Consider the following 25,719-nt stretch of genomic DNA (forward strand, 5'->3'; position numbering starts at 1 on the left):
GGTCCGCGGCTCATGGATCGCCGCAAGAACGTCCCGGTCAGCGCGCTTCCAGGCCCGCCCGGAAGGCTGCTCCTCCCCGGGGACGCTCCGATCAGTCATACACGACGCTGTGCGGTATCTCGATATCAAGCTTATTAGTCGCGGACATATGTCATAGCTGCGGGGCTACCCAGGCCAAAACAATGAGAAGCACCGCCAAGGTGACGAACGTGACCACGTCCACCCAGCGGCTGCGCACCGCCAGCATGCCCACCCGTTCAGTAGGCAGGACAGCCCGCAGCACCGCACCCAGCAGCAGAGAACCGGCGATAATCGCGGGCCCCCGTTTGAAGTGGGCTGCAGCGACCACGACGATGCCCGCGCTCATCGTGGCGAGAACCAGCAGATAGGGCACCTGGTTCAACCAGCCTGGCCCGCTATCCGCGGCCGTCCCTGGCCCCTCCGGGTCAACCGGCTCATTCTCCCCTGTGGGCTGTGGCATGTCCGACCGCTCCGCTGTCGCCGCCTCCACCGTTTCCTGGCTCACCGCACACCTCACGCTCGCGCATACCTGCCCCGGGGACCGGCCGAGGCGACAGGGCCCGCCGCGGCGCAACGGGTTCGCACACGCCCGAGCTGACGCACTCTGTGGGAGCGCCCTACGCCGCCTGCCGACAGCCCATGCTGCTGTCGGCCACACGTGGCCCCAATTCTATTGACCGCCACGGTCACGGCCGGGTGGAGAATCGGGCTCGTCGAAAACTGGGGAATCGTGACCTGATTACCAGAAAAACGCTGGAGACACCCCACCTCACCGCCTTACTGGCGGGTAAGGGCATAGAAATCCTACCTCGCGGGTAACCAGACAGGAGATGAGTGCCACGGGCGAGCGAGGACAAAAACCCCTATGAATCCCACTCAATCGACGGCATCCCGCCGTGCCGCGGTCGGCACGGCAGCCCCCGCTACCCCCCGTCGCAACCATCCACACCGGTCGCGCTCCACAACAGGAGGAACAGCCGTGGACGGCCCCCACATACGGGTCGAGGAGACCGGCGAGATCCACCCCCTCACCGCGGAAGTGACGACAGTCGGACGCGGCAGGGGTGTCGACATCATCCTCTCCGACCCGAGTGTCTCGCAACTGCACGCGGAGATCGTCCGCCGCGGCCCGTACGTGTACGTCGTCGACATGGGTCTGTCCCGCAACGGTACCCGTGTCAACGGCCGCCCCATCGCCCAGCGGGTTCTCCGTGAAGGCGACGTCATCAGCTTCGGCGCTGCTCGGTGCAGAGTCGGCGGACTGCCGGAAGAAGACCTCCGCCCCGAGGTGGAACTGCGCCGGGGCGGCACCCCCGAACTCACCCGCCGCGAGATCGACGTCCTGACCTCACTGTGCCGCCCCGCCCTGTCCGACGACGCCTTCGTTGCCCCCGCGACCGCCCGGCAGATCGCGGAGGACCTCGTGGTCACCGAAGCGGCGGTCAAACAGCACCTGCTCCGCCTCTACCAGAAGTTCCGCATCGCGGAGGGGGTCAACCGCCGCACCCGGCTGGCCAACGAGGTGGTGGCGTTGGGACTGATCCGCCCCACACCGCCCTCCGAACGGCAGCGTCAGGCAAGCTGACCGTCCGGTGGGAGGTCCGACCCACGTCGGGCCTCCCACCGACCGGTTCAGGACAGCGACCGCTCCGCAGCTTCCACCACGTTCGTCAACAGCATGGCGCGGGTCATCGGCCCCACCCCGCCCGGGTTGGGGGACAGGTACCCGGCGACCTCGGCCACGTCCGGAGCCACGTCACCGACCAGGCCCTTCTCCGTGCGGGTGACCCCCACGTCCAGCACGACGGCCCCCGGGCTCACCATGTCCTTGGTGATCAGCCCCGGCACCCCGGCCGCGGCCACCACGATGTCGGCGCGGCGCGTGTGCGCCGCCAGGTCACGGGTCCCGGTGTGGCACAGCGTCACCGTCGCGTTCTCTGAGCGGCGGGTGAGCAGCAGCCCCAGGGGACGGCCCACCGTCACCCCGCGGCCGACCACGACCACTTCGGCGCCCCGGAGCGACACCCCGTAGCGGTTCAGCAGCTCCACGATGCCGCGCGGCGTACACGGCAGCGGAGCCTCCTCCATGAGCACCAGCTTGCCCAGGTTGGAAGGGTGGAGCCCGTCCGCGTCCTTGGCCGGGTCGATCTTCTCCAGCACCCGGTTCTCGTCCAGCCCGCGAGGGAGCGGAAGCTGCACGATGAAACCGGTGCACGCCGGGTCAGCGTTGAGCTCCGCCACCGCGGCTTCCACATCGGCCTGCGTCGCATCCGCCGGCAAGTCCTTGCGGATGCTGGCGATACCGACCTCAGCGCAGTCGCGGTGCTTCCCCCGCACATAGGCGTGGCTTCCCGGATCGTCGCCCACCAGGATCGTGCCGAGGCCCGGCACCACCCCGCGGGCGCGCAGCGCGGCCACCCGCTCCTTCAGTTCCTCCCGGATCGCCGCAGCGGTCGCCTTCCCATCCAGTACCTGTGCTGTCACCGTCATGCCTCTCTACTCGGCGAGACCGCGCAAGCCTCGCGACCAACGCTGTGCCGGATCAGTGGAAGAAGTGCCGGGTTCCGGTGAAGTACAAGGTCACCCCGGCACGCTCGGCAGCGGCGATGACTTCGTCGTCCCGCACCGAACCTCCCGGCTGCACGATCGCCCGCACGCCTGCCTCGGCCAGCACTTCCAGTCCGTCAGGGAAGGGGAAGAACGCGTCACTCGCGGCTACGGAGCCCTTCACCCGCTCCCCGGCGCGTGTCACCGCGAGGCGAGCCGAGTCCACCCGGTTCACCTGGCCCATGCCCACGCCCACCGTGGCCCGGTCGGCAGCCAGCAGGATCGCGTTGGATTTCACGGCCCGCACCGCACGCCACGCGAAGGCCAGATCGGCCAGGGTCGCCTCATCCGCGGCTGGTCCGGCCCGCAACTGCCACTGCGCAGGATCATCCCCGGGCGCGTCGACCAGGTCGGCGTCCTGCATCAGCAGCCCGCCGCTGATCTGCCGCATCTCCCGCCGGGCCCCGCGGTCCGGCTCCGCCACCTCCAGCAGGCGGATGTTCTTCTTGCGCGTGAGGATCTCCACGGCCTCAGGGCTGAACCCGGGCGCCACGACAACCTCGGTGAACACCTCGGCGACCTGCGCGGCCATGGCCTCGTCAACAACGCGGTTAGCGGCGATCACCCCACCAAACGCCGACACCGGATCGCAGGCGTGCGCCTTGCGATGTGCTTCGGCGATATTTTCTCCTACAGCGATCCCGCACGGGTTGGCATGTTTGATAATCGCCACGCACGGCTCAGTGAAGTCGTAGGCGGCGCGCAGGGCAGCGTCGCTGTCCACGTAGTTGTTGTACGACATCTCCTTGCCGTGCAACTGCCGCGCCCCGGCCAGGCCCTCGCCGCTGGCGCTCGCCGGCCGGTACAGTGCTGCGCTCTGGTGGGGGTTCTCGCCGTAGCGCAGCGTCGTCTGCCGCTGGTAGGTGACAGCCGTGAACTCGGGCCACCCCGAGTCCTTCGCCACCTCGTCGGGGGCGTAGGCCTCGGCGAACCATGCCGCTACGGCAGCGTCGTAGCTCGCCGTGTGCGCGAAAGCCGCCGCCGCCAACCGCTTGCGCTCCTCCAGGGTGAACCCGCCGCTGCGCACCGCTTTCAGGACGTCGCCGTAGCGGGCCGGGTCCACGACCACCGCGACACTCGCGTGGTTCTTTGCCGCGGCCCGCACCATCGCCGGACCGCCGATGTCGATCTTCTCGATGCACTCCTCAGGGGAAGCGCCGGACGCAACCGTGTCCGCGAAAGGGTAGAGGTTGACCACGACCAGGTCGAACGGCGCGATGTCGAGTTCGGCGAGCTGCGCCCGGTGCTCGGCCTTGGTCCGGTCAGCGAGCAGTCCCGCGTGCACCTTCGGGTGCAGGGTCTTCACCCGGCCTTCGAAACACTCGGGAAAACCGGTGACGGATTCCACCGGGGTGACTGCGACCCCGGCTGCGGTCAGCCGGGCAGCAGTGGAACCGGTGGAGACGATCTCCACCCCTGCTTCAGCGAGGCCGCGTCCTAGCTCCTCGACCCCGGTCTTGTCGTACACGCTGATCAACGCACGCCGAATGGCCTGCTGTGTCACCGGTTCTCCTCTGTCACGTCCCGGCTGGGCGCACCGCCCAGCTTCACCTGTCGATCGTTGAGGGTCCATCCGTGGCGGGCGAGCCGGCCGACGACGTCCACGAGCATGCGGCGCTCAACCGTTTTGATCCGCTCGTGCAGCGTGGCGACGTCATCGCCTTCCTCCACCCGCACCACGGCTTGTTCGATCACCGGACCGGTATCCACGCCTTCGTCCACAAAGTGCACGGTCGCTCCGGTGACTTTGACCCCGTAGTCCAGCGCGTCGCGTACCGCGTGCGCTCCCGGGAACGCGGGGAGCAGCGCCGGATGGGTGTTGATGACCGTGTTCTCCTGGAGAACCTCACGGCCAAGAATGCGCATGAATCCGGCGGAGACGACCAGGTCCGGTGAGAACTCCGCAAGACGTGCGGCAAGCACGCGATTCCATTCGCTCCGATCCGAATACTCGGAAAAAGGAACTATGAAAGTGGGCACGCCCGCTTCTTGAGCGCGGACTAAACCGGCAGCCTCACGATCAGATCCGACCGCAACGATCGTCGCACCGTAGTCCGGATCGGCAGCCGCCTCGAGTAAGGCCGCCATGTTGCTTCCCGTGCCCGAGATGAGAACGACTACTCGCGCCGACAGTGTGCTTCCTCCCCTGGGTGGACGGTTCGAGGACTTCTGCCCGGCCCCGGGCACGGCACGACCACACGCTGTCCGGGGGTATACCGCTGCCCTGTGGCCGACAAGGCAGCGCAGAGTGAGCAACTCGTGCAGAAGCCAGCCTATCCCGCCGCCCGGTACCGCTTGCGACGCCGGGTCCTGGCAGGAGCCGCGGAGCGGATCATTCCGGTCCGGCCGACCCGGTAGCGTCTAAGGAGACGCTAGTCCACACATGCCCCCACCGGTGAGGAGACCTAGTGAACAGTGAGCCGTCGACGCCGCAGCCTGGAAGACCCGAGATCACCGTGGAACGCGGTGGCCTGTGGGGGCTCATGTTCTCGTTCGCCGGCCTCCTCCTGCTCCCCTACAGCGCAGTGCTCTCCGTGCTCGGCATCGTCCAAGGGGCCCGGGCCCGCAAGAAGGCGAAAAGCCGCGGCACGCAGGCACCGGGTTCGCTGGCCAGCATCATCGTCGGCATCGTCGGAATCCTCTGGGCGCTCGTGATCTCCGCAGCTCTGGCGGTGTTCTCCGACGAACTCCGGGCGTACAGCGAATGCACTGCCCGCGCGCACACGGTCAGCGCCCAGGAGAAGTGCGACGACGCCTACTTCGAAGCGATCAGTGAGCGCTTCCCCGACCAGCCGTGGGTGCGGGAGCTCTTGGAGAGCGGCCGGGCCCAGCCTTAATCCGTTTCCCGGTCGAAGCCGGTGTCGGCCTCGTAGGTGATGCCGTACAGCTCGTCTGCGTCGTCGTCCCGGAACCGCCGCCGTAGGCTGCGCCACTGCGGGCGGGGCAGCCGCAGCGTGCGAGACGCGGCTTCCCGGTCCTCCTCGCCCTTCCTTGCCGGGGTGCTGGCCGGCCGGGCAGTCTCGACTCCGTCGAACGTGTCTCGGAGCTGCCGCCAGTTGACCACCCACGCGGCGATCGCTGCGCTCACCCCGACTTCCAATGCGACAACCACCCCCACCTGCCAGGGGGAGGAGCCGATCTCCGCCAACCGGTCCGCTCCCAAGGGGCCGCGGGCCAGTGCGCTCAGCCCGCCCCACACCACTCCGGTGCCGATCCCGCAGATGAATCCCCACAACGGTGCAGCCTCGTTGACCGGTACCGGCGCGCCGTGCAAGCTCCGCCAGCCTCCCACTGCCCCGGCGGCAAACGGGGCCAGCAGAGTCACCAGGGACAGGGCCGGGGCGGGACCGTTGTCGGGGAGGGCAGCCAGCATCGGGAGCTCCGGCAGCGGCCCCAGGGCCACGCCGGTGGGCGCGACCACTGTGTCTGCCCCGAACGCGAACCCCGGGCCTGCCGCGTAGGCGACCCCGAAGATGACCGCGTTCGGCAGGTACAGCAACTGGATGACGAACAGCAGCACGCCGCCGACCACCCCGGGGGCTAGCCCGCGGGTAGTCTCGACCGCTTCGGGGAACCCTGCGGCAAGACCGGAGAAGAACAGCGCAGCCCCGGTTGCTGCGAGCACTGCGGAAGCGCTGAACAGCCCGGAGACGACGGCGCGGAGCCGTAACGGCAGGAATGCGAGCACCCCCCGCCACGGGATACGGCGCTCTTTGAGGAGCTGCCGCAGCGCTCCCAGCCCTCCAGCGAGGAACGCGAGGAGGAAACCGGTGACGAGCGCTTGGAGCATGCTGGGCTGGACCGTGTCGTCCCGCCCGATGAGCGCGAGCGTGCCGGCGATCGCCGCATACGGGCTGGCGAGGGCCAGCGCTGCCTGGGCGGCGTGCCGGAGGCGGACCAGTCCGCAGGCGCGGACAAGCCGGCTTCCCGAGTGGTACAGCAGCAGCCCGGGGAGCACGAGCAAGCCAATGGGGAACAGCCCCATCCGCCCATCCGGGGTGACGAGTTCGACGTGGTGGCCGACAAGCCACATGCGGACCGCGATCCGGAACACGTCAACGATGTCGTCACCGAACGTGGTCGGCGGGGCAGCGATCCAGCCGACGAGGGTGAGGGTGGTGAGCATAGCCAGGCCGATCGCGGCAGCCGACGCCGCGCCGACCCCACCCGACGCGTACAGCGGACGCGCCTGCGCGCTGGCGCCCACGGGACGGGACGTTGCGGGACGGCTCCCCGGGCGGTGGGGTCTTCTGCCTGGGCGACCGCCGCCAGCCGGTTGACGACGTTTCGACGTTCTTGGAGGCACGCTCACGCTTCCATGCTCCCAGCCGCCGCGGTTTTAGGAACCTATTTCCGCCTGGCGTGTCGGAAGTCGCCAAAAAATCCCAAATGTGGTAAGGCGCGCTCCGGAGAACAGAACGGAGGGCCCGCCCCTCCGCGGGAGCAGGCCCTCCGACACGCGTAGCGTGTTAGAACAGGGAACGCACCAGCTTCGCGGCCTCGCTCGGCGTCTTACCGACCTTGACGCCCACGGCTTCCAAGGCTTCCTTCTTCGCCGCAGCGGTACCGGAAGAACCGGAGACGATAGCGCCGGCATGCCCCATCGTCTTCCCCTCAGGCGCGGTGAAGCCCGCGATGTAGCCCACGACAGGCTTGGTGACGTGCTTCTTGATGTATTCAGCGGCCCGTTCTTCAGCGTCACCGCCGATCTCACCGATCATCACGATGACGTCGGTGTCCGGGTCGGCTTCGAACGCGGCGAGCGCGTCGATGTGCGTGGTGCCGATGATCGGGTCACCGCCGATACCCACGCAGGTGGAGAAGCCAATGTCCCGCAGCTCGTACATCATCTGGTAGGTGAGCGTGCCGGACTTGGACACCAGGCCGATACGGCCCGGCTTGGTGATGTCGGCGGGGATGATGCCGGCGTTGGACTGCCCGGGGGTGATGAGGCCGGGGCAGTTCGGGCCGATGATGCGGGTCTTGTTGCCCTTGCTGCACGCGTGGGCCCAGAAGGTGGCGGTGTCGTGCACCGGGATGCCTTCGGTGATGACGACCGCGAGGCCGATCTCCGCGTCGATCGCTTCGATCACCGCGTCCTTGGCGAACTTCGGCGGCACGAAGATGACGGTGACGTCAGCACCGGTGGCCTTCATGCCTTCGGCTACCGAGCCGAAGACCGGTACCTGGGTGCCGTCGAAGTCCACCACCTGGCCGGCCTTGCGCGGGTTGACACCACCGACGATGTTGGTGCCCGCGGCAAGCATGCGACGGGTGTGCTTGGTGCCCTCGGAGCCGGTCATGCCCTGGACGAGGACCTTGCTGTCCTTGGTGAGGAAGATAGCCATGTCTTGAAATCCCCCCGCGCTTACTTCGCGGCCAGTTCGGCGGCTAGTGCGGCAGCGCCGTCCATGGTGTCCACCTGGCGGACCGCTGGGTGGTTACGTTCGTTGAGGATCGAGCGACCGAGTTCGGCGTTGTTACCGTCCAGGCGCACCACCAGCGGCTTGGTCACATCCTCGCCCCGGGATTCCAGCAGTTCGAGCGCCTGCACGATACCGTTGGCGACCGCGTCGCACGCGGTGATACCACCGAAGACGTTCACGAAGACGCTCTTGACCGCGGGGTCGCTCAGGATGATCTCCAGGCCGTTGGCCATGACCTCGGCGGAGGCGCCACCGCCGATGTCGAGGAAGTTGGCGGGCTTGACTCCGCCGTGCTGCTCACCGGCGTAGGCGACCACGTCCAGCGTGGACATGACGAGTCCGGCGCCGTTACCGATGATGCCGACCTCACCGTCGAGCTTGACGTAGTTGAGGCCCTTCTCCTTGGCCTTGACTTCCAGCGGGTCGCCTTCCGCGGCGGAGGCTAGCGACTCCAGGTCCTGCCGGAACTCGGCGTTGTCGTCCAGGGTGACCTTGCCGTCAAGGGCGACCACCCGGCCGTCCTTGGTGAGGATGAGCGGGTTGACCTCGACCAGCGTGGCGTCTTTCTCCACGAAGACTTTCCACAGCTTGGTGATGACGTCGACGGCGCCCTGGGCAGCAGCCTCGGGCAGTTTGCCTTGGGCAACGATGTCGGCCGCGACGTCAGCCGGAGCCCCCTTGAGCGGGCTGATGGGGACCTTCGCTACGGCGTCGGGGTTGGTTGCCGCAACCTCCTCGATCTCCATACCGCCCTCGGCAGAGCAGATGGAGAGGAAGGAACGGTTCGCCCGGTCCAGCAGGAAGGAGAAGTAGTACTCCTCCGCGATGTCGCTGGCCTCTTCAACGAGGACCCGGTGGACGGTGTGGCCCTTGATGTCCATGCCGAGAATCTGCTTGGCCTTAGCGACTGCGTCGTCGGGGCCGTCGGCCACCTTGACACCGCCCGCCTTGCCTCGGCCTCCGGTCTTGACCTGAGCTTTAACCACGACGCGGGGCTTGCCCGCCGCCGCGAACTCTTCGGCGATGGCACGCACCTCCTCGGGCGTGCTCGCCACCTTTCCTTGGGGTACCGGAACCCCATATTCCGCGAAGAGTGCCTTCGCCTGGTATTCGAACAGGTCCACGAGGGTCCGTCCTTGTGACTCGCTGGCTGGGTTTCTGCGGAGGTCATTCACACAACGTGGGAACCATCTGCGGGGTGTGCCACGTTGGAAAGATGCTTGTTTAAGCCATCCGCACCATGCGGAAGCTTATCCAGCCCGACTTTCCGCAACAGACACCGGGTTCCCGATGACCGGTCCCATGACCTCGTGAAACTGGTTGTTTGTCCGTTATTCCCCACACTGAGTCGATAACCCATGTGACGGGTTACACAAGCTTCACAGGGACCGTGTCACGCTCTGTCATGCTCCTTCACCCTGTGCCCGAGGGGACCGCGGATGCGACGAACTGGTCGTAGCCGAGCCGCAGCACGAGGAGCACGACGACGACCAGGAGGACAGCCCGCACGAAGCCGGTACCGCGGCGCAGCACCATGCGGGCGCCCACCTGCGCCCCGGCGATGTTGCACACCGCCAAGCCCAGCCCGATCAGCCACATCACGTCACCATTGAGGGCGAAGACGATGATCGCGCCGAGGTTGGTGGCCGTGTTGATGATTTTGGCGGACGCCGAGGCAGTGACGAAGTCCATGCCGATGATCGACGTCAGCGCGATGATCAGGAACGTGCCGGTGCCCGGCCCGATGAGGCCGTCGTAGCATCCGATCACTAGGCCCGTGATGAGGACCGTGGCTACGACCCGGGCAGGGGTGCGCAGCCGTGGTTGGGCGACCCGTCCCATCGCGGGGCGCAGCACCACGAAGACAGCGACAGCGAGCAGCACCGCCATGATGATGGGGCGCAGGGTCGCGGAGGACACTGCTCCGGCAAGCGCGGCCCCGCTTCCCGCTCCGAGGAGGGCGAGTCCGGCTGCGGACCACACCACGTGGGGTTCGGATTTGACCCCGCGAGCGTAGGTGATGGCGGCGGAGCAGGTACCGAAGATCGCTGTCAGTTTGTTGGTTCCGAGCACTGCGGCCACCGGTGTGGTGGGGAAGGCGACGAGCAGTGCGGGAAGCATCAGCAGGCCACCGCCGCCCACGACAGCGTCGACCCATCCGGCGGCGACCGCTGCGGCCATGAGCAGCGCGATGATCTCGACGTCCACGCCTACCGATCCGAAAGAACGACGTGCCGCGGCGGAACGTCCCGATACGGGCTACCTGTAGTCACAAGTCCAAGAGCCTATCTCTTTGCCGTTTTCTGCCCTGCACCATCCCCGCCCGTCGCGATGCGGGGGAGTCTGTCCCGCAGAGCGCGGAAAGCCCCAGATCGGGTAGTGGGAGGTCATGGGTGAGGACTTGGAGAGGTTGGACACGGACGAGTTGCGGGAACGGGCAGTGGAGCTCGCCCGGAAGCGGTGGGATGTCAGCTACCTGTGGAAGCTGGTGGAGCATATTCCTAGTGCGGAGGCCCTTGCCGGACGCCCAGCGGCAGGACAGGCCGGGGTGCACACCGTGTCGGCATTGTTCAGCCAACTGATCGCAGAATTCGAAGGGGACCACCAGCTCCGTGAGGCACTGCGTCCGCTCTACTTGGACTACCTGCGCCAGCATCAAGGCACTTAACCACCGGATCCAGTAGTGTGCCTCTCCCGGGCGAGAGAGGGTATTCGCTCCTTCCGCAGCGGCACAGGCAGGGATCGCTGCATCTCCGCTCTACCCCGCGGCAACCGTGACGACGGGACCGTGCAGGATTCTCGCCTTGAAGAGGCCATGCAGTGAATTCATCCCTCTTCCCGCTCTTCTTCACCACGGTTTTTCCTGGCCATTTCCCCGACACAGGGGTGGGGGCACCCTCGCCCAGGAAAAGGCACAAAAATAGGCCCCTGCGCGAGGGGCCTTAATTCAGAGAAAACGAAAAGGAGAGGGGCAGGAAAGAGGACCAAAGCCTCACATCTACTCCCTCTCCTTTTTTGCGTGTGTGTACGGCGGTGTCCTACTCTCCCACCCCACCACAGGGCAGTACCATCGGCGCTGGGCGGCTTAACGACCGGGTTCGGAATGGGACCGGGTGGACCCCGCCCGCTATGACCGCCGTAACCCTCACACCCCCACCAACCACAACCCACAGGCTCTAGGTCATGGGGGAAACCTTCACGCGTGTGTGTTCGTGTGTGCGAGCTGTCCTGTATCTGTGGTGGACAAGCCCTCGGCCGATTAGTACCGGTCAGCTCCACCCCTCACAGGGCTTCCACATCCGGCCTATCAACCCCATCATCTCTAGGGGGCCTTACCCACTCAACGGTGGCAGGAGACCTCATCTTGAAGCAGGCTTCCCGCTTAGATGCTTTCAGCGGTTATCCCTTCCGAACGTAGCCAACCAGCCATGCTCCTGGCGGAACAACTGGCACACCAGAGGTTCGTCCGTCCCGGTCCTCTCGTACTAGGGACAGCCCTTCTCAAGTCTCCAACGCGCGCAGCGGATAGGGACCGAACTGTCTCACGACGTTCTAAACCCAGCTCGCGTGCCGCTTTAATGGGCGAACAGCCCAACCCTTGGGACCGACTCCAGCCCCAGGATGCGACGAGCCGACATCGAGGTGCCAAACCATCCCGTCGATACGGACTCTTGGGGAAGATCAGCCTGTTATCCCCGGGGTACCTTTTAGCCGTTGAGCGACGCCGCTTCCACACGCCGACGCCGGATCACTAGTCCCTGCTTTCGCACCTGCTCGACACGTCCGTCTCACAGTCAAGCTCCCTTATGCACTTACACTCACCACCTGATTGCCAACCAGGCTGAGGGAACCTTTGGGCGCCTCCGTTACCCTTTAGGAGGCAACCGCCCCAGTTAAACTACCCACCAGACACTGTCCCTGAACCGGATCACGGTCCCAGGTTAGATGCCCGAAACAGCCAGAGTGGTATTTCACCAACGCCTCCACCCGAACTAGCGTCCAGGCTTCACAGGCTCCCACCTATCCTACACAAGCCATCCCAAACACCAATGTCAAGCTGTAGTAAAGGTCCCGGGGTCTTTCCGTCCTGCTGCGCGAAACGAGCATCTTTACTCGTAGTGCAATTTCGCCGGGCCCGTGGTTGAGACAGCGGGGAAGTCGTTACGCCATTCGTGCAGGTCGGAACTTACCCGACAAGGAATTTCGCTACCTTAGGATGGTTATAGTTACCACCGCCGTTTACCGGCGCTTAGATTCCCAGCGTCGACACCCAAAAGGCATCTAACCGGTCCTCTTAACGTTCCGGCACCGGGCAGGCGTCAGTCCGTATACCGCGTCTTACGACTTCGCACGGACCTGTGTTTTTAGTAAACAGTCGCTTCCCCCTGGCCTCTGCGACCCCACACAGCTCCAGACGCACGGTCCTTCACCGCACAGGGCTCCCCTTCTCCCAAAGTTACGGGGACAATTTGCCGAGTTCCTTAACCACGGTTCACCCGAACGCCTCGGTATTCTCTACCTGACCACCTGCGTCGGTTTAGGGTACGGGCCGTCCACACACTCGCTAGAGGCTTTTCTCGGCAGTACGGGATCACTCACTTCGGCTCAACGCCTCGACATCACGCCTCACCCACAACAGAGCACGGATTTGCCTATGCTCCGGGCTACACGCTTGACCCGGGACAACCACCGCCCGGTAGAGCTACCCCCCTGCGTCACCCCATCACTTACCTACTACTCCCTTGGACCCCACACCAACACCACCCCCACCCACAAAGGACAGGAGCAGCGCCAGTCTGGTTAGCATCAGAAGCCTCGGTATTGGGCGCGTGCGGACGGGTACGGGAATATCAACCCGTTATCCATCAACTACGCCTCACGGCCTCGCCTTAGGTCCCGACTTACCCTGGGCGGATTAACCTGCCCCAGGAACCCTTAGTCAATCGGCGCACACGTTTCTCACGTGTGTCACGCTACTCATGCCTGCATTCTCACTCCCACGCAGTCCACCACACGATCACTCGGCGGCTTCACCCCACGCAGGACGCTCCCCTACCACACCAACCACACCCACAAAAGGCATGATCAGCATCCACGGTTTCGGCGGTGTGCTTCAGCCCCGCTACATTGTCGGCGCACAATCACTCGACCAGTGAGCTATTACGCACTCTTTCAAGGATGGCTGCTTCTAAGCCAACCTCCTGGCTGTCACAGCAACTGCACAACCTTTCCCACTAAGCACACACTTAGGGGCCTTAACCGATGATCTGGGCTGTTTCCCTCTCGACCACGAAGCTTATCCCCCGCAGTCTCACTGCCGCGCTAGCTTCACCGGCATTCGGAGTTTAGCTGACCTCAGTAACCTTGTCGGGCCCATCAGCCAACCAGTCGCTCTACCTCCGGCAAGCACCACGCGACGCTGCACCTAAATGCATTTCGGGGAGAACCAGCTATCACGGAGTTTGATTGGCCTTTCACCCCTACCCACACCTCATCCCCCAGGTTTTCAACCCTGGTGGGTTCGGGCCTCCACGGAGTCTTACCCCCGCTTCACCCTGGACATGGGTAGATCACCCCGCTTCGGGTCCACAGCATGCGACTCAAACGCCCTCTTCAGACTCGCTTTCGCTACGGCTCCCCCACAACGGGTTAACCTCGCCACACACCATGACTCGCAGGCTCATTCTGCAAAAGGCACGCCATCACCCCACCACAAGCAAGGCTCTGACGGCTTGACAGCACACGGTTTCAGGCACTCTTTCACAACCCCTCACCGGGGCACTTTTCACCTTTCCCTCACGGTACTCGTCCACTATCGGTCACCAGGACGTATTTAGGCTTAGCAGGTGGTCCTGCCAGATTCACACGGGATTCCCCGAGCCCCGTGCTACTCGGGAACGCACCCAACACCCCGCCCACGGATTTCACCTACAGGACTCTCACCTTCTACGGTGCCGTTTCCCACCGGCTTCGGCTATCCGCAACGGCAGTGCTCCAGGCCGGCAGACCCAGACAGGCACGCCCCACAACCCCACACGCGCAACCCCTGCCGAGTATCACACGCGCATGGTTTAGCCTCATCCCCTTTCGCTCACCACTACTCAGGGAATCACTCTTGTTTTCTCCTCCTGCGGGTACTGAGATGTTTCACTTCCCCGCGTTCCCACCAACTGCCCTATACATTCAGGCAGCGGCGACGTGCCATCACGCACGCCAGGTTCCCCCATTCGGACACCCACGGATCAACGCTCGGTTGGCAGCTCCCCGTGGCCTATCGCGGCCTCCCACGTCCTTCATCGGCGCCTGGTGCCAAGGCATCCACCGTGTGCCACACTCGCTTGGCCACCACAGAAACAAGACGCTCGCACACACTATCCACAAATCAAAACCCACGCCACACACCCAACCAACACACACCACACGGCATGCGCCAGCCAGGATGGCCAGAACAACCCCCACACACCCACACCCAAACCAAAGGACCTCACAGACGCAGCCTCACCAGCCACGACCACTCAGCCCCAGCCCAGCCAGCCAAAGCCCCCACCACAACGGCTTCGACCCCAGCCAGCCCAAGCAACACGGCCACCAGGGTGCGGTGTCTGCGGGATACGGTTGTTCCCTCAGACACCCAACAGCGCGCCCCCACCCACCACCAACGACAGGCAGGGAAAAGATTGCCTCTCAACCCACCGGGCCACCCCCCAACACACGCGCCACACACCATGCAGCACACAACGGGAGGCGTCCACTTTCGAGCCAGCCGACCACCAACACACGCCAGACACACCCTGCATCCAGCACACAGTCGGCTTCAAGCTCCTTAGAAAGGAGGTGATCCAGCCGCACCTTCCGGTACGGCTACCTTGTTACGACTTCGTCCCAATCGCCAGCCCCACCTTCACACGCTCCCCCCCACAAAGGGTTAGGCCACGTGTTTCGGGTGTTGCCGACTTTCGTGACGTGACGGGCGGTGTGTACAAGGCCCGGGAACGTATTCACCGCGGCGTTGCTGATCCGCGATTACTAGCGACTCCACCTTCATGGGGTCGAGTTGCAGACCCCAATCCGAACTGAGACCGGCTTTAAGAGATTCGCTCCGCCTCACGACATCGCACGCCCTCTGTACCGGCCATTGTAGCATGTTTGCAGCCCAAGGCATAAGGGGCATGATGACTTGACGTCATCCCCACCTTCCTCCGAGTTGACCCCGGCAGTCTCCCATGAGTCCCCACCACCACGTGCTGGCAACATGGGACAGGGGTTGCGCTCGTTGCGGGACTTAACCCAACATCTCACGACACGAGCTGACGACAGCCATGCACCACCTGTCACCGATCCCCGAAGGACCCCCCATCTCTGGAGGATTACCGGTGATGTCAAGCCTTGGTAAGGTTCTTCGCGTTGCGTCGAATTAAGCAACATGCTCCGCCGCTTGTGCGGGCCCCCGTCAATTCCTTTGAGTTTTAGCCTTGCGGCCGTACTCCCCAGGCGGGGCGCTTAATGCGTTAGCTACGGCACGGAAACCGTGGAAAGTCCCCACACCTAGCGCCCAACGTTTACGGCGTGGACTACCAGGGTATCTAATCCTGTTCGCTCCCCACGCTTTCGCTCCTCAGCGTCAGGTAAGGCCCAGAGACCCGCCTTCGCCACCGGTGTTCCTCCTGATATCTGCGCATTTCACCGCTACACCAGGAATTCCAGTCTCCCCTACCTACCTCAAGCCTGCCCGTATCCACTGCACACCCGGAGTTAAGCCCCGGACTTTCACAGCAGACGCGACAGGCCGCCTACGAGCTCTTTACGCCCAATAATTCCGGACAACGCTCGGACCCTACGTATTACCGCGGCTGCTGGCACGTAGTTAGCCGGTCCTTATTCACCACCTACCGTCAACCCCCAGAAAACCAGGGGCCTTCGTGAGTGGTAAAAGAGGTTTACAACCCGAAGGCCTTCATCCCCCACGCGGCGTCGCTGCGTCAGGCTTCCGCCCATTGCGCAATATTCCCCACTGCTGCCTCCCGCAGGAGTCTGGGCCGTGTCTCAGTCCCAGTGTGGCCGGTCGCCCTCTCAGGCCGGCTACCCGTCATCGCCTTGGTAGGCCGTTACCCCACCAACAAGCTGATAGGCCGCGAGCCCATCCCTGACCGGAAAAACACCTTTCCACCCCACACCATGCGGCACGAGGTCATATCCGGTATTAGACCCAGTTTTCCAGGCTTATCCCAGAGTCAGGGGCAGGTTACTCACGTGTTACTCACCCGTTCGCCGCTCGTGTACCCCCGAAGGGGCCTTACCGCTCGACTTGCATGTGTTAAGCACGCCGCCAGCGTTCGTCCTGAGCCAGGATCAAACTCTCCATCACAGGCCTAAACACCAACCCCCACCACACACCCAACAAACAGTGTGCACAACAGGGGGCGGCAAACCTTACAAGAGCTCAACCCCAACCCGGCACCCCACACACACAACGCGCGCAAGGCACCAGATCAAAGGAACCCCCACCCCCACAAACCCAGGGGGCAGGAAGGAGCCAAAAACCACACAAACCCGGCTGTCAAGAAACAACCACGCGCTGTTGAGTTCTCAAGAAACAACCGCCAACCGTCTACAAACCCACACGGGCTCTTCCCCGGATGCGGCACATCACTTCAGAGCTCTTCCGGCGCCTGCCGGCTTCGCTCTTGGCTTCTTTATTTACTCTAGCGCCTCTCCGAGAGTGCTCGGACCATCGGCGCTGGAGTGGGAGAACCGGCCCGTCCGCGGCAGCTACCGCGTCCGTCTCGCTCGGTTCGCTTATCCAGATTACCGTGCTCTGCGGAGTGCTTCGCACATCCTCTGGACTGACCACCGTGCCCGGGCACGCCCGGAAGCCCGGCGGCGTTGGAAGACTTTATCCCACGTTCGCCCGCTTGGCGAATCGGGTTCGGCCAGGACGCATATGCCCAGGTCGAACCCGTATCCGCGGATGCGTGCCCGTCGTCGTCAGAGCTTCTCCAACGGAGCGAACTTGACCATGAGGTCCTTCTGCCCGACCCCCGCTCCGAAGTCGACACGGGCCCGCGTCCGATCCCCGGTGCCGTCGACCGAGAGCACGGTGCCCAGCCCAAAGGAGTCGTGGTTCACCTTGTCGCCTGGCCGCAGCGCTAGCACCGGGCGCTCGGCCTTGCGGGTCGGCCGCGACGTGCGGGCAGGGGACACGGAACGGCGGAGCGCCTCCGTCGTGGACTCTGCCCGGCGCCAGGTCACGAGTTCTGCGGGAATCTCGTCCAAAAACCGCGACGGAGGGTTGTAGGCCGCGGCCCCCCAGGAGCTGCGTGTCGCAGCCCGGGTCAGGTAGAGCCGCTCCTGGGCACGGGTGATACCGACGTAGACCAGCCGCCGCTCCTCTTCCAGTGCGGACCGGTCGCCGAGCGCCCGCAGGTGCGGGAAGACCCCGTCCTCCAACCCGGTGAGGAAGACCACGGGAAACTCCAATCCTTTGGCCGAGTGGAGGGTCATGAGGGTGACGGCCCCGCCCTGGTCGTCCTCGTCAGGGAGCTGGTCGGTGTCGGCGATGAGGGAGACCTGCTCGAGGAAGTCCACCAGGGTCGGTTCCGCACCGTCGCGGCCGGTTTCCCCGTCGGCTCCTTCTGCGGCCAGCGCGGCGTCAAAAGACGATTCGAACTCGCGGGCGACGCCGACGAACTCCTCGAGGTTCTCCACGCGGCTCTCGTCCTGGATGTCCTTGGAGTTGACGAGCTCTTCCAAGTAGCCGGTGCGTTCCAGGACCGCTTCAATCGTCTCGGCCGGGCTGCGGGTGGCAGCCAGCTCCTCGAGTTCTTCGAGGAGCGCGACGAACTCTTTGATCGCTTTGAGCGAGCGGGTGGCGATTCCCGGTGCTTCGTCTGCGCGGCGCAGGGCCTGCGCGAACGTGATCCGCTCCTGTGCCGCGAACTGTTCGATGACCTGCTCGGCCCGCTCCCCGATCCCGCGTTTCGGCACGTTCAGAATGCGGCGCAGGCTCACCGAGTCCTCAGGGTTGGCCAGCACGCGGAGGTAGGCGAGGATGTCGCGGATCTCCTTGCGTTCGTAGAACCGCACCCCGCCGACGATCCGGTACGGCATGCCGGTGCGGACGAACACTTCCTCCAGTACGCGGGACTGGGCGTTGGTCCGGTAGAACACCGCGACATCGCCGGGGGTGCAGGTTCCCGCGTCGGTGAGGGCGTCGATCTCCTGGACGACGAACGTTGCCTCGTCGCGCTCATCGTCGGCGACATAGCCGACGATAGGCTCGCCCTCTCCCTGGGCGGACCACAGGTTTTTCGGGCGGCGCTCCGTGTTGTGCGCGATAACGGCGTTGGCTGCGGAGAGGATGGTCTGCGTGGACCGGTAGTTCTGCTCCAGCAGGATGGTGGTGGCCTGCGGGTAGTCGCGCTCGAACTCCAGAATGTTGCGGATCGTCGCCCCGCGGAAGGCGTAGATGGACTGGTCGGCGTCGCCCACCACGCACAATTCCGGTCCCGGGGTGGCGGGGTCGCCGTCGCCTACGAGCTCCCGGATCAGGGCGTATTGGGCGTGGTTGGTGTCCTGGTACTCGTCGACCAGCAGGTGCCGGAACCGCCGCCGGTAGTGCTCGGCGACCTCGGGGAACATCTGCAGCAGATGGACCGTGACCATGATGAGGTCGTCGAAGTCCATCGCCCCCGCCTCGTAGAGGCGCTGCTGGTAGAGCTGGTACGCCTCCGCGAGAGCGCGCTCCTGCACGGTTTCTGCCCGCCCCGCGAACGTGTCGTAGTCCACCAGTTCGTTCTTCAGGCTCGACACCTGGGCGGAGAACGACTTGGGCGGGAAGCGTTTGGGGTCCAGGTCGAGTTCGCGGCAGACCAGTTGCATCAGCCGCTGGGAGTCCGCGGAGTCGTAGATGGTGAAACTGCTGGGGTATCCCAGGCGGGCCGCCTCGCGGCGCAGGATGCGCACACAGGCCGAGTGGAAGGTCATCACCCACATGGCGCTGGCCGTGCGTTCACCGAGCAGCCGCTCGACACGCTCCTTCATCTCGGCTGCGGCTTTGTTGGTGAAGGTGATCGCGAGCACCTCGCTGGGGCGGACTCCCCGCTCGGCCAGCAGGTAGGCGATGCGGTGGGTGAGGACACGGGTCTTGCCTGACCCCGCTCCAGCGATGATCAGCAGCGGGCTGCCGTGGTGGAGCACCGCGGCGCGCTGGAGCTCGTTGAGACCTTCGAGAAGCTGCTCTTGGGAGGACACCCCACCAAGGGTAGACGCGGCGGAAGGACACCGCTGACCTCCTGCCGCGGCTAGTCTGGGCCGTTGCCCGTGGAAGCAACGGTTGTGGAGGGATTCAGTGCGGGTTTTCGTCGACTGCGACCCGGGGATTGATGACGCGCTGGCATTGGCCTACCTCGCGGCGGACCACAGGGTCGAGATCGCGGGGGTAGGGGCGGTCTACGGGAACACGGGGGTGGAGAGCACCGCGGAGAACGCGGTGCGGCTGCTGCAGCTTTTCGGACGTCCCGAGACCCCGGTTGCGGTGGGGGCGGCGCGCCCGCTCATGCAGCAGCCCCGGCTCGCCCGGCATGTCCACGGGGACAACGGGCTCGGAGGGATCGAACTGCCCGAGGCGGCGAAGCGTCCCGTGTCCGAGTCGGCAGCGGAGCTGCTTGTGCGCCTGGCCCGGTCGGCTCCCGGGGAGCTCAACGTGCTGGCGCTCGGTCCGCTCACCAACCTGGCTGTGGCGTTGGCTCTCGAACCGCGGCTGCCTGAGCTGGTGAACCGGGTCGTGGTGATGGGCGGTGCGGTCCGGTCGCCGGGCAACGTCACCCCGTGGGCCGAAGCGAACGTCAACAACGACCCTGAGGCGGCCGAGGCAGTGCTCGGCGCGGGGTTCGACCTGACTTTGGTGGCTCTCGACGTCACCATGCGAGCCTTGGCGACCGAGTCGTGGCTGGAGGAGTTGGCGGCGCTGCCGGGGGAGCGCGCCCAGTACGCGCACCGGTTCCTCGCCTACTACGTGGGCTGGTACACGTCGTTTCTGGGCCAGCGGGCGTGTCCGATGCACGACCCGCTTGCTGCAGCGGTGCTGGTGGACCCGTCGCTGGTGAAAGAGTCGGAGACCGTTCCCGTGCTGGTGGAGCTGGCCGGTGCGCACACACGCGGCATGACCATCGCGGATCTGCGTCCCCGCCGCGAGGAGACCTCGCGGCCTGCGGTGGTGCTGCCCACCGAGGTGGACGTGCCCAAGTTCCTCTCCCGGATGCTGCGCGCGCTGGCCTGAGCGGGTTAGACGAGTTTGCGGGCCGTAGCCCAGCGGCTCAGTTCGTGCCGGTTGGACAACTGGAGTTTGCGCAAGACCGAGGAGACGTGGGTCTCCACGGTCTTCACCGAGATGAACAGTTCGCGGGCGACCTCCTTGTAGGCGTAGCCGCGGGCGATCAACCGGAGCACTTCGCGTTCCCGCTGGGTGAGGCGGTCGAGTTCCGGGTCGACGGGGGGTGCGTCGGTGGCCGCGAACGCGTCGAGGACGAATCCCGCGAGACGTGGGGAGAACACGGCGTCACCGTCGGCCACCCGCACAATCGCGTCGGCGAGCTCCGTGCCGGAGATGGTTTTCGTGACGTAGCCGCGGGCGCCGGCGCGGATCACTCCGATGACGTCCTCGGCAGCGTCGGAGACCGACAGGGCGAGGAACCGGATCTCAGGGTGTTTCGGCAGGATCCGGCGGAGCACCTCGATTCCTCCGCCGCCGGGCAGGTGGACGTCGAGCAGGACCAGGTCGGGACGCTGTTCGCTGATGACGCGGACCGCCTCGTCGACGTCTCCGGCTTCGCCGACTACGTCGACGGTGTCGCCGAGTTCGCCCCGCACTCCACTGCGGAACAGGTGGTGGTCGTCGACGATGACGATCCTCGGGATACGGCCACTGGCGAAGGTGTTCTCTTCTCCCACATCGTGGGACTCTACCTGGCTGTACCATCCCCGCAAAGACGGCGTCCTCCTTCGGACACGGGCTGCTGGGACTGGAGTGTCGTCTGGGTCGCGCTAGGTCTCCCCAGACGGGGACGGGCGGGGCATGCGTAGTTGGACTTCGGTCCCTTCCCCGGGTGCGGTGCGGATTCGGGCGTGCCCGCCGTGGCGTTCCATCCGGCCGATAATCGAGCCGCGGACGCCCATGCGGTCGGCTGGTACCGCGTCCAGGTCGAATCCGGGGCCGCGGTCGCGGATGAAGACGAGGACTTCGTCCGGTTCCACTTCGCAGAACACGGAGATGGTGTCCACTCCCGCGTACTTGGACGCGTTCACCATGGCTTCCCGGGCGGCTTGCAGGGTGGCACGCAGCCCGTCGTTGAGGGGGCAGTCGCCCACGCAGACCACTTCGATGGGGACCCCGTGGACCTCTTCCACCTCGGCGGCCACTCCTTCCAGCGCGGGGGAGAGAGTGAGATCCACGTCGGTCCGGCGCTGGTAGAGCCAGTTGCGGAGGGCCCGTTCCTGGACTCGAGCCAGCCGCTGCACTTCGCGCGGGTCGTCGGCGCGGCGCTGAATGAGGGTGAGGGTGTGCAGCACCGAGTCGTGGATGTGCGCGGCGAGTTCAGCGCGTTCCTGGCTGCGGATGCGTTCTCGGCGTTCCCGGTCGCGTTCCCGCACCAGGCCAATGATCCAGGGGGCGACAATCAGCCCGATCCCGGCAAGCAGGGTGAGCGCGAACGTGAGTCCGGCGCGTGCTTCGTGGAGCTGCTGCTGGAAGGCGAGGAACCCGATCACGCCGACGATGACGAGCAGGACGCCCAGGCCGGTGCGGATCCACGCTTTGCCGCGCAGCGTGGTGGAGGCGACCCACTCGTCGCGTTCCGCGGGGTTGGCCTGCTGCCACAGGATGGTGCCGCCGAGAGCACCGAAGACCAGGAACCACAGCAGCGGGTCCAGGACACCGCCGAAGAACAGGAAGAGCATGCCCAGTCCGGCGGCCAGGGCGATGTAGGCCAGGATCTGGCTGATGTCGCGGCCTTTGCGGCGGGTGCGCTCCTCCGGGTCGGCTGTCGTGTCCTCTTCCGCCTCCGGGTCGGGGGGGACGAGCAGGAGCAGGACGAGGTAGACCGCGACCCCGATACCGCCGACGGCGAGAGCGAGCAGCGCCAGCCGCGCCACGACCGGGTCGATGCCGAGGTGGCGGGCTAGTCCGGAGCAGACTCCGCCTAGCAGCCGGTCGTCCGTGCTGCGGTACAACTGCGGTGGCTCTTCTCGCGTCGCGGTCACCGTCTCCTCGCATTCGTCTGCCTGGTACCAGCATGCCTGCCGGGCTGCGCGGTCTGCATCGGGGGAACTCCCCGGTCCCCCGGGACCCGAGTTCAGGGTGAGGTCAGGGAACTCCCTGATGGGAAGCGGGAACACCACGGGAGAGCATGGAGCCATGGTGGACGGCGAGCAGAACAGTGCGGCGCGGGCAGCGGAGCCCGCCGCCGCGGAGACGTCCGCTCCGACCAGCGCCGCTGAGCGCGCCCTGTGCCGGGACGATGTCGCCGCCGTGCTTACCGGGGTGGCGGCTGGTTTGGGGCGTTATACGCGGATCGACCCGGTGGTGTGGCGCACGGCGTTCGCGGTCACCGCGCTGGGCGGGGGGACCGGGGTGTGGCTGTACGCCTTTGCGTGGCTGCTGATGCGGGATGCGCGCGGCGGCCCCGCCATGGCGGAGCAGTTGTTCAGCCGGAGGCTGACCGGGGATGCTGTCCTTGCCCTCCTCGGCTGCGGTCTGGCGGTGGGGACAGCTTTCACCCTGTTCGGCGGGTTCAGTTGGACGACGCTGGTCCTGGCGGTGCCGCTGGTGCTGGGCTGCCTGGTCGCGCACAACCGCGGAGTGGATCTGGCCCACACCCTCCGGCAGTTGCCGGAATGGTTGAAGAAGCAGGATCCCCCGCCGAGCGTGGCTGCTCCTAGCCCTGCCCCTGCCTACTACCACCCGGGCCAGTCGTGGACTGCGGCCTCGGACGGCCCCGTCGACTTGGCTGTCCTCGCGCGGCAGGCCACCGAGCCCGAGGCCGGCCAGAAAACGACGGCCCGTCACGAGGCTGCTGCGGGCATCGCAGAGCTGCGGCCGCAGGAGCGGAACGGGGCCTGCTCCTCGTCCCGGCGCGGCGGGGTAGGGCTGTTCGCTCTCGTGGTCTGGGGTGCGCTGGCCTTGACCGGGGTAATGTTCGTCTTCGGTGGGGTGTCGGTGGATGCCCTGCTGGGGCCGCAGACTGCCCCGCTCTACCTGGGAGGGATTGTCACGTTGTGCGGGGCGGTCCTCATCCTGGGCGCGTGGGTGGGGAATCCGCGCGGCATCGTCCCGGTCGCCACCCTAGCGACCGTGCTGGCGGTGGGTGCCACGGCAACCGATGTGACCGAAGCGCGGTTCGGCTCGGTCACCTGGCGGCCGACCGCGGTCGCCGAGATACGGGAGCCGTTCGAGTTGACTGCCGGTCAGGCCCGTCTCGACCTGACCAGGCTTCCCGTGGAGCCGGGCCAGGAGGTGACGGTGCGGGCGCGGGTCGGTCTCGGATCGGTGGAGGTCATCGTGCCGGACACGGTGCGGACCGTGGTCCGCGGTCAGGCCGGGATCGGTTGGGTCACGCTCGGCGACCAGATGTTCGAAGCGGGTCTCAGGGTGGATGTCCACGAAGTCGTTCCCCCGCGCTCGGGCCCGGGCAGTAACGAAGGCGAGGACGCTGCGGCGGAGGTGCCGACGCTGAACCTCATCGTGGATTCCTGCGCGGGCAATCTGGAGGTGTCGCATGTCACGGCGTAGCACCGACTGGGCCTCGCTGGTCGCAGGGCTGCTGTTCGTGCTGCTAGGGCTGGCGTTCGTGGTCAGTGGCACGACCGCGTGGGACTTCAACGTGCTGTGGCTGCTTCCGGTGCTTGCCCTCGGTTTGGGAGTGGTCGGCATCGTGCGTGTGCTGCTGCGGTCACGCCACTCAGAGCACCGGCGTTCCTCGTGAAACCCTGGGTCAGGCAAATTTTCTGTCTGCCGCGCGGAAAAACCTCGTATGGCGGCTCCGCGTGCTGACCGCCGCTGGAACCCCTCGTCTAGGGTCGTTGCGCACTGTGACGTGACGGACACACTGGCGCGTGCGTGAAGCCGGGGACTACGGGTTTCCCCGGCGGGGAGGGGGAGGTCCGTTTGCCTGGCATCGGTGTCACTGTGGACGGCACGCGGTACGAGGACGAGGTTGACGCGTGTCTTCCCCTCTCCCAGTACCTGCGGGAACGGAAAAGCGGCGGTATTCCCGTGGACTGCCCGACCGCCGAGTGCGGGGCGTGCCTCGTGCTGGTGGACGGGGTGGCCGTCAAAAGCTGTCTGATGCTGGCGGTCCAGACGGACGGGTGCACGGTCACCACGGTCGACGGGTTGGCGGACGACGCTACCGCGCACTCTCTCCAGAAAGCGTTCCGGCGGCATGTGCGGCGGTGCACCCGGTGTCGGCCCGGGCTGGTGGTTGCGGCAGTGGAATTGCTGCGGGGCTGCTCTTCCCCTTCGGAGCAGGAGATCCACGAGGGACTGTCGGGGGTCCGGTGCCCCTGCGGCAGTGACGCCGACATCGTGCGCGCGGTGTGCGAGGCGGCGGACGCAGTGCAGGACGCGGACACACAGCTCCCCGAGACGCGGGTGGTCGGATGAGCGGAGACAACGGCGTACTGCCCCCGGGATGCGAGTACGCGCGGGCGCACAGCATCGCGGAAGCGGTGCAGATCCTGGGTGAGAGCCTAGAAGGGCGGGTGCTGGCGGGCGGTCAAAGCCTGGTGCCGCTGCTGCGGTCGCACCAGGTCTGCCCTGATGTGCTCGTGGACCTGGGTGGGGTCGCGGAGCTGCGCGGGGTGCGGGACGAAGGGGACTCGCTGTGGATCGGGGCACTCACCACCTACCACGAGGTGGCGAGCCATCCGCTGGTGCGGTCCCATGCCCCGTTGCTGGCCAGGGTTGCGGGGGTGATCGCCGACCCGGCGGTGCGCCACCGCGGCACGGTGGGCGGGGCGTTGGCATACGCCGACCCGGCGTTCGAGCTGCCTACTGCGGCAGTGGCGTTGGGGGCGGAATGCCGGATCACCGGTCCTGCCGGGGAACGCGGGGTTCCTGCGGCGCACTTCTTCGTAGCGAAGCGGACCACTGCGATAGGCCCCGACGAGCTGGTGACCGGTATCCGAGTGCCCAAGTGGCCGGGCTGGTCGTTCCACTACGAGCGGTTTCCCACCGACCGGCGGTCGTGGGCGATCGGCGGGGCCGCGGCAGGGGTGCGCCGCGGCGACGGGGTGATCGCTGCGGCCCGCGTGGTGCTCGGCAATGTGGGGCCTACGCCGTTGCGGGCTGCCACCGTGGAGGCGGCGTGCATCGGTCTTCCGAGCCGGGCTGCCCTGCTGCGCGCGGCAGCGCGGGCCGTTGACGAGGTCCTCCCGTCGGACAGTGCCAGCGGCGACGTGGAGCACCGGGGTCTGGCCCGGGTGTTGACGGGTCGGGCGCTGATCACCGCGGCAGGGGTGTGACCTCGCGGTACGCGGAGACCCGGCCCGCTTATCCGAAGGAAAGGCTACTGTTCCACGACGGTTCAGTGAGATTCCGGCTGCGCCCTCGCTTGCTGAGCCGCGGTTCGGGGGACGATGGTGCATGCAACCCGTGGGAGTCAGGGAGTCT

The 25,719-nt window shown here is 66.0% G+C and carries 19 protein-coding genes and 3 rRNA genes; 8 read left to right on the forward strand and 14 right to left on the reverse strand.

From position 1 onward, the window contains the following. Nucleotides 1–151 precede the first annotated feature (151 nt). Nucleotides 152–481 carry a DUF3017 domain-containing protein gene (locus TFU_RS12765; protein ID WP_049755069.1) on the reverse strand — a complete coding sequence of 110 codons (330 nt, stop codon included), beginning with the start codon at nucleotides 479–481 and terminating at the stop codon, nucleotides 152–154. Between the two features lie 519 nt (nucleotides 482–1,000). Here TFU_RS12765 and TFU_RS12770 point away from each other — a divergent pair. Then, the gene (locus TFU_RS12770) at nucleotides 1,001–1,606 is read left to right on the forward strand and encodes an FHA domain-containing protein (RefSeq protein WP_016189212.1); all 606 of its coding nucleotides are present in this window, start codon (nucleotides 1,001–1,003) and stop codon (nucleotides 1,604–1,606) included. Between the two features lie 47 nt (nucleotides 1,607–1,653). Here the strand turns inward: TFU_RS12770 and TFU_RS12775 are convergent, their stop codons facing one another. The 3 genes from TFU_RS12775 to purN are packed head-to-tail and all read right to left on the reverse strand — an operon-like array spanning nucleotide 1,654 to nucleotide 4,761. Next, a complete protein-coding gene (locus TFU_RS12775; protein ID WP_011292994.1) occupies nucleotides 1,654–2,505 on the reverse strand; it encodes a bifunctional methylenetetrahydrofolate dehydrogenase/methenyltetrahydrofolate cyclohydrolase in 852 nt (283 codons plus the stop codon). A 58-nt stretch (nucleotides 2,506–2,563) separates the two neighbouring features. Further along, complete coding sequence (gene purH / locus TFU_RS12780; RefSeq protein WP_011292995.1) at nucleotides 2,564–4,132, reverse strand: bifunctional phosphoribosylaminoimidazolecarboxamide formyltransferase/IMP cyclohydrolase; 1,569 nt, start codon at nucleotides 4,130–4,132, stop codon at nucleotides 2,564–2,566. After that, nucleotides 4,129–4,761 (reverse strand): phosphoribosylglycinamide formyltransferase, encoded by a 633-nt coding sequence (gene purN, locus TFU_RS12785; RefSeq protein WP_081430453.1) that lies wholly within the window; start codon nucleotides 4,759–4,761, stop codon nucleotides 4,129–4,131. The genes purH and purN overlap by 4 nt, the downstream gene beginning before the upstream one ends. Before the next feature lie 275 nt (nucleotides 4,762–5,036). Here purN and TFU_RS12790 point away from each other — a divergent pair, with 275 nt between their 5' ends. Beyond that, nucleotides 5,037–5,465, forward strand: coding sequence for a hypothetical protein (locus TFU_RS12790; protein ID WP_011292997.1), 429 nt, complete (start codon nucleotides 5,037–5,039; stop codon nucleotides 5,463–5,465). Here TFU_RS12790 and TFU_RS12795 read toward each other — a convergent pair. From TFU_RS12795 to TFU_RS12810, 4 genes are all read right to left on the reverse strand, one after another. Beyond that, nucleotides 5,462–6,835, reverse strand: coding sequence for a cell division protein PerM (locus TFU_RS12795; RefSeq protein ID WP_016189215.1), 1,374 nt, complete (start codon nucleotides 6,833–6,835; stop codon nucleotides 5,462–5,464). The genes TFU_RS12790 and TFU_RS12795 overlap by 4 nt on opposite strands. Nucleotides 6,836–7,097: 262 nt before the next feature. Further along, nucleotides 7,098–7,976: a succinate--CoA ligase subunit alpha gene (gene sucD, locus TFU_RS12800; RefSeq protein ID WP_011292999.1), complete on the reverse strand. Its 879-nt coding sequence runs from the start codon at nucleotides 7,974–7,976 to the stop codon at nucleotides 7,098–7,100. Between the two features lie 20 nt (nucleotides 7,977–7,996). Next, complete coding sequence (gene sucC, locus TFU_RS12805) at nucleotides 7,997–9,178, reverse strand: ADP-forming succinate--CoA ligase subunit beta (RefSeq protein WP_016189216.1); 1,182 nt, start codon at nucleotides 9,176–9,178, stop codon at nucleotides 7,997–7,999. A 289-nt stretch (nucleotides 9,179–9,467) separates the two neighbouring features. Next, nucleotides 9,468–10,262: a TSUP family transporter gene (locus tag TFU_RS12810; RefSeq protein ID WP_011293001.1), complete on the reverse strand. Its 795-nt coding sequence runs from the start codon at nucleotides 10,260–10,262 to the stop codon at nucleotides 9,468–9,470. A gap of 181 nt (nucleotides 10,263–10,443) precedes the next feature. On the opposite strand from TFU_RS12810, the gene TFU_RS12815 reads away from it, so the two are divergent. Continuing rightward, nucleotides 10,444–10,722 carry a hypothetical protein gene (locus tag TFU_RS12815; protein WP_011293002.1) on the forward strand — a complete coding sequence of 93 codons (279 nt, stop codon included), beginning with the start codon at nucleotides 10,444–10,446 and terminating at the stop codon, nucleotides 10,720–10,722. A gap of 357 nt (nucleotides 10,723–11,079) precedes the next feature. Here TFU_RS12815 and rrf read toward each other — a convergent pair. The 4 genes from rrf to pcrA all read right to left on the reverse strand — a co-directional run bounded on the left by rrf (nucleotide 11,080) and on the right by pcrA (nucleotide 19,304). Beyond that, nucleotides 11,080–11,195: ribosomal RNA gene (gene rrf / locus TFU_RS12820) — 5S ribosomal RNA — on the reverse strand. A 98-nt stretch (nucleotides 11,196–11,293) separates the two neighbouring features. After that, nucleotides 11,294–14,398: ribosomal RNA gene (locus tag TFU_RS12825) — 23S ribosomal RNA — on the reverse strand. Between the two features lie 483 nt (nucleotides 14,399–14,881). Next, nucleotides 14,882–16,419 (reverse strand): 16S ribosomal RNA (locus tag TFU_RS12830). The 16S, 23S and 5S rRNA genes sit together here, the layout of an rRNA operon. Nucleotides 16,420–17,039: 620 nt before the next feature. Next, the gene (gene pcrA / locus TFU_RS12835; RefSeq protein ID WP_011293003.1) at nucleotides 17,040–19,304 is read right to left on the reverse strand and encodes a DNA helicase PcrA; all 2,265 of its coding nucleotides are present in this window, start codon (nucleotides 19,302–19,304) and stop codon (nucleotides 17,040–17,042) included. 97 nt (nucleotides 19,305–19,401) lie between these two features. Between pcrA and TFU_RS12840 the strand changes: the two genes are divergently transcribed. Beyond that, nucleotides 19,402–20,331 (forward strand): nucleoside hydrolase, encoded by a 930-nt coding sequence (locus tag TFU_RS12840; RefSeq protein WP_011293004.1) that lies wholly within the window; start codon nucleotides 19,402–19,404, stop codon nucleotides 20,329–20,331. A 5-nt stretch (nucleotides 20,332–20,336) separates the two neighbouring features. Here the strand turns inward: TFU_RS12840 and TFU_RS12845 are convergent, their stop codons facing one another. Beyond that, the gene (locus TFU_RS12845) at nucleotides 20,337–21,002 is read right to left on the reverse strand and encodes a response regulator (RefSeq protein ID WP_041428250.1); all 666 of its coding nucleotides are present in this window, start codon (nucleotides 21,000–21,002) and stop codon (nucleotides 20,337–20,339) included. Nucleotides 21,003–21,095: 93 nt separating this feature from the next. Further along, nucleotides 21,096–22,280: an ATP-binding protein gene (locus TFU_RS12850; protein ID WP_011293006.1), complete on the reverse strand. Its 1,185-nt coding sequence runs from the start codon at nucleotides 22,278–22,280 to the stop codon at nucleotides 21,096–21,098. A gap of 148 nt (nucleotides 22,281–22,428) precedes the next feature. On the opposite strand from TFU_RS12850, the gene TFU_RS12855 reads away from it, so the two are divergent. The 4 genes from TFU_RS12855 (at nucleotide 22,429) to TFU_RS12870 (ending at nucleotide 25,571) form a co-directional block, all read left to right on the forward strand. Beyond that, nucleotides 22,429–23,838: a PspC domain-containing protein gene (locus TFU_RS12855; protein WP_011293007.1), complete on the forward strand. Its 1,410-nt coding sequence runs from the start codon at nucleotides 22,429–22,431 to the stop codon at nucleotides 23,836–23,838. Then, nucleotides 23,825–24,031 carry a hypothetical protein gene (locus tag TFU_RS12860; protein ID WP_011293008.1) on the forward strand — a complete coding sequence of 69 codons (207 nt, stop codon included), beginning with the start codon at nucleotides 23,825–23,827 and terminating at the stop codon, nucleotides 24,029–24,031. The genes TFU_RS12855 and TFU_RS12860 overlap by 14 nt, the downstream gene beginning before the upstream one ends. 182 nt (nucleotides 24,032–24,213) lie before the next feature. Further along, complete coding sequence (locus TFU_RS12865; RefSeq protein WP_011293009.1) at nucleotides 24,214–24,711, forward strand: (2Fe-2S)-binding protein; 498 nt, start codon at nucleotides 24,214–24,216, stop codon at nucleotides 24,709–24,711. Next, nucleotides 24,708–25,571: an FAD binding domain-containing protein gene (locus TFU_RS12870; protein WP_011293010.1), complete on the forward strand. Its 864-nt coding sequence runs from the start codon at nucleotides 24,708–24,710 to the stop codon at nucleotides 25,569–25,571. Before TFU_RS12865 ends, TFU_RS12870 begins: the two co-directional genes overlap by 4 nt. The last annotated feature ends 148 nt before the right edge of the window (nucleotides 25,572–25,719 follow it).

This window comes from Thermobifida fusca YX (assembly GCF_000012405.1).
In the GTDB taxonomy this organism is placed as follows: Bacteria; Actinomycetota; Actinomycetes; order Streptosporangiales; family Streptosporangiaceae; genus Thermobifida; species Thermobifida fusca.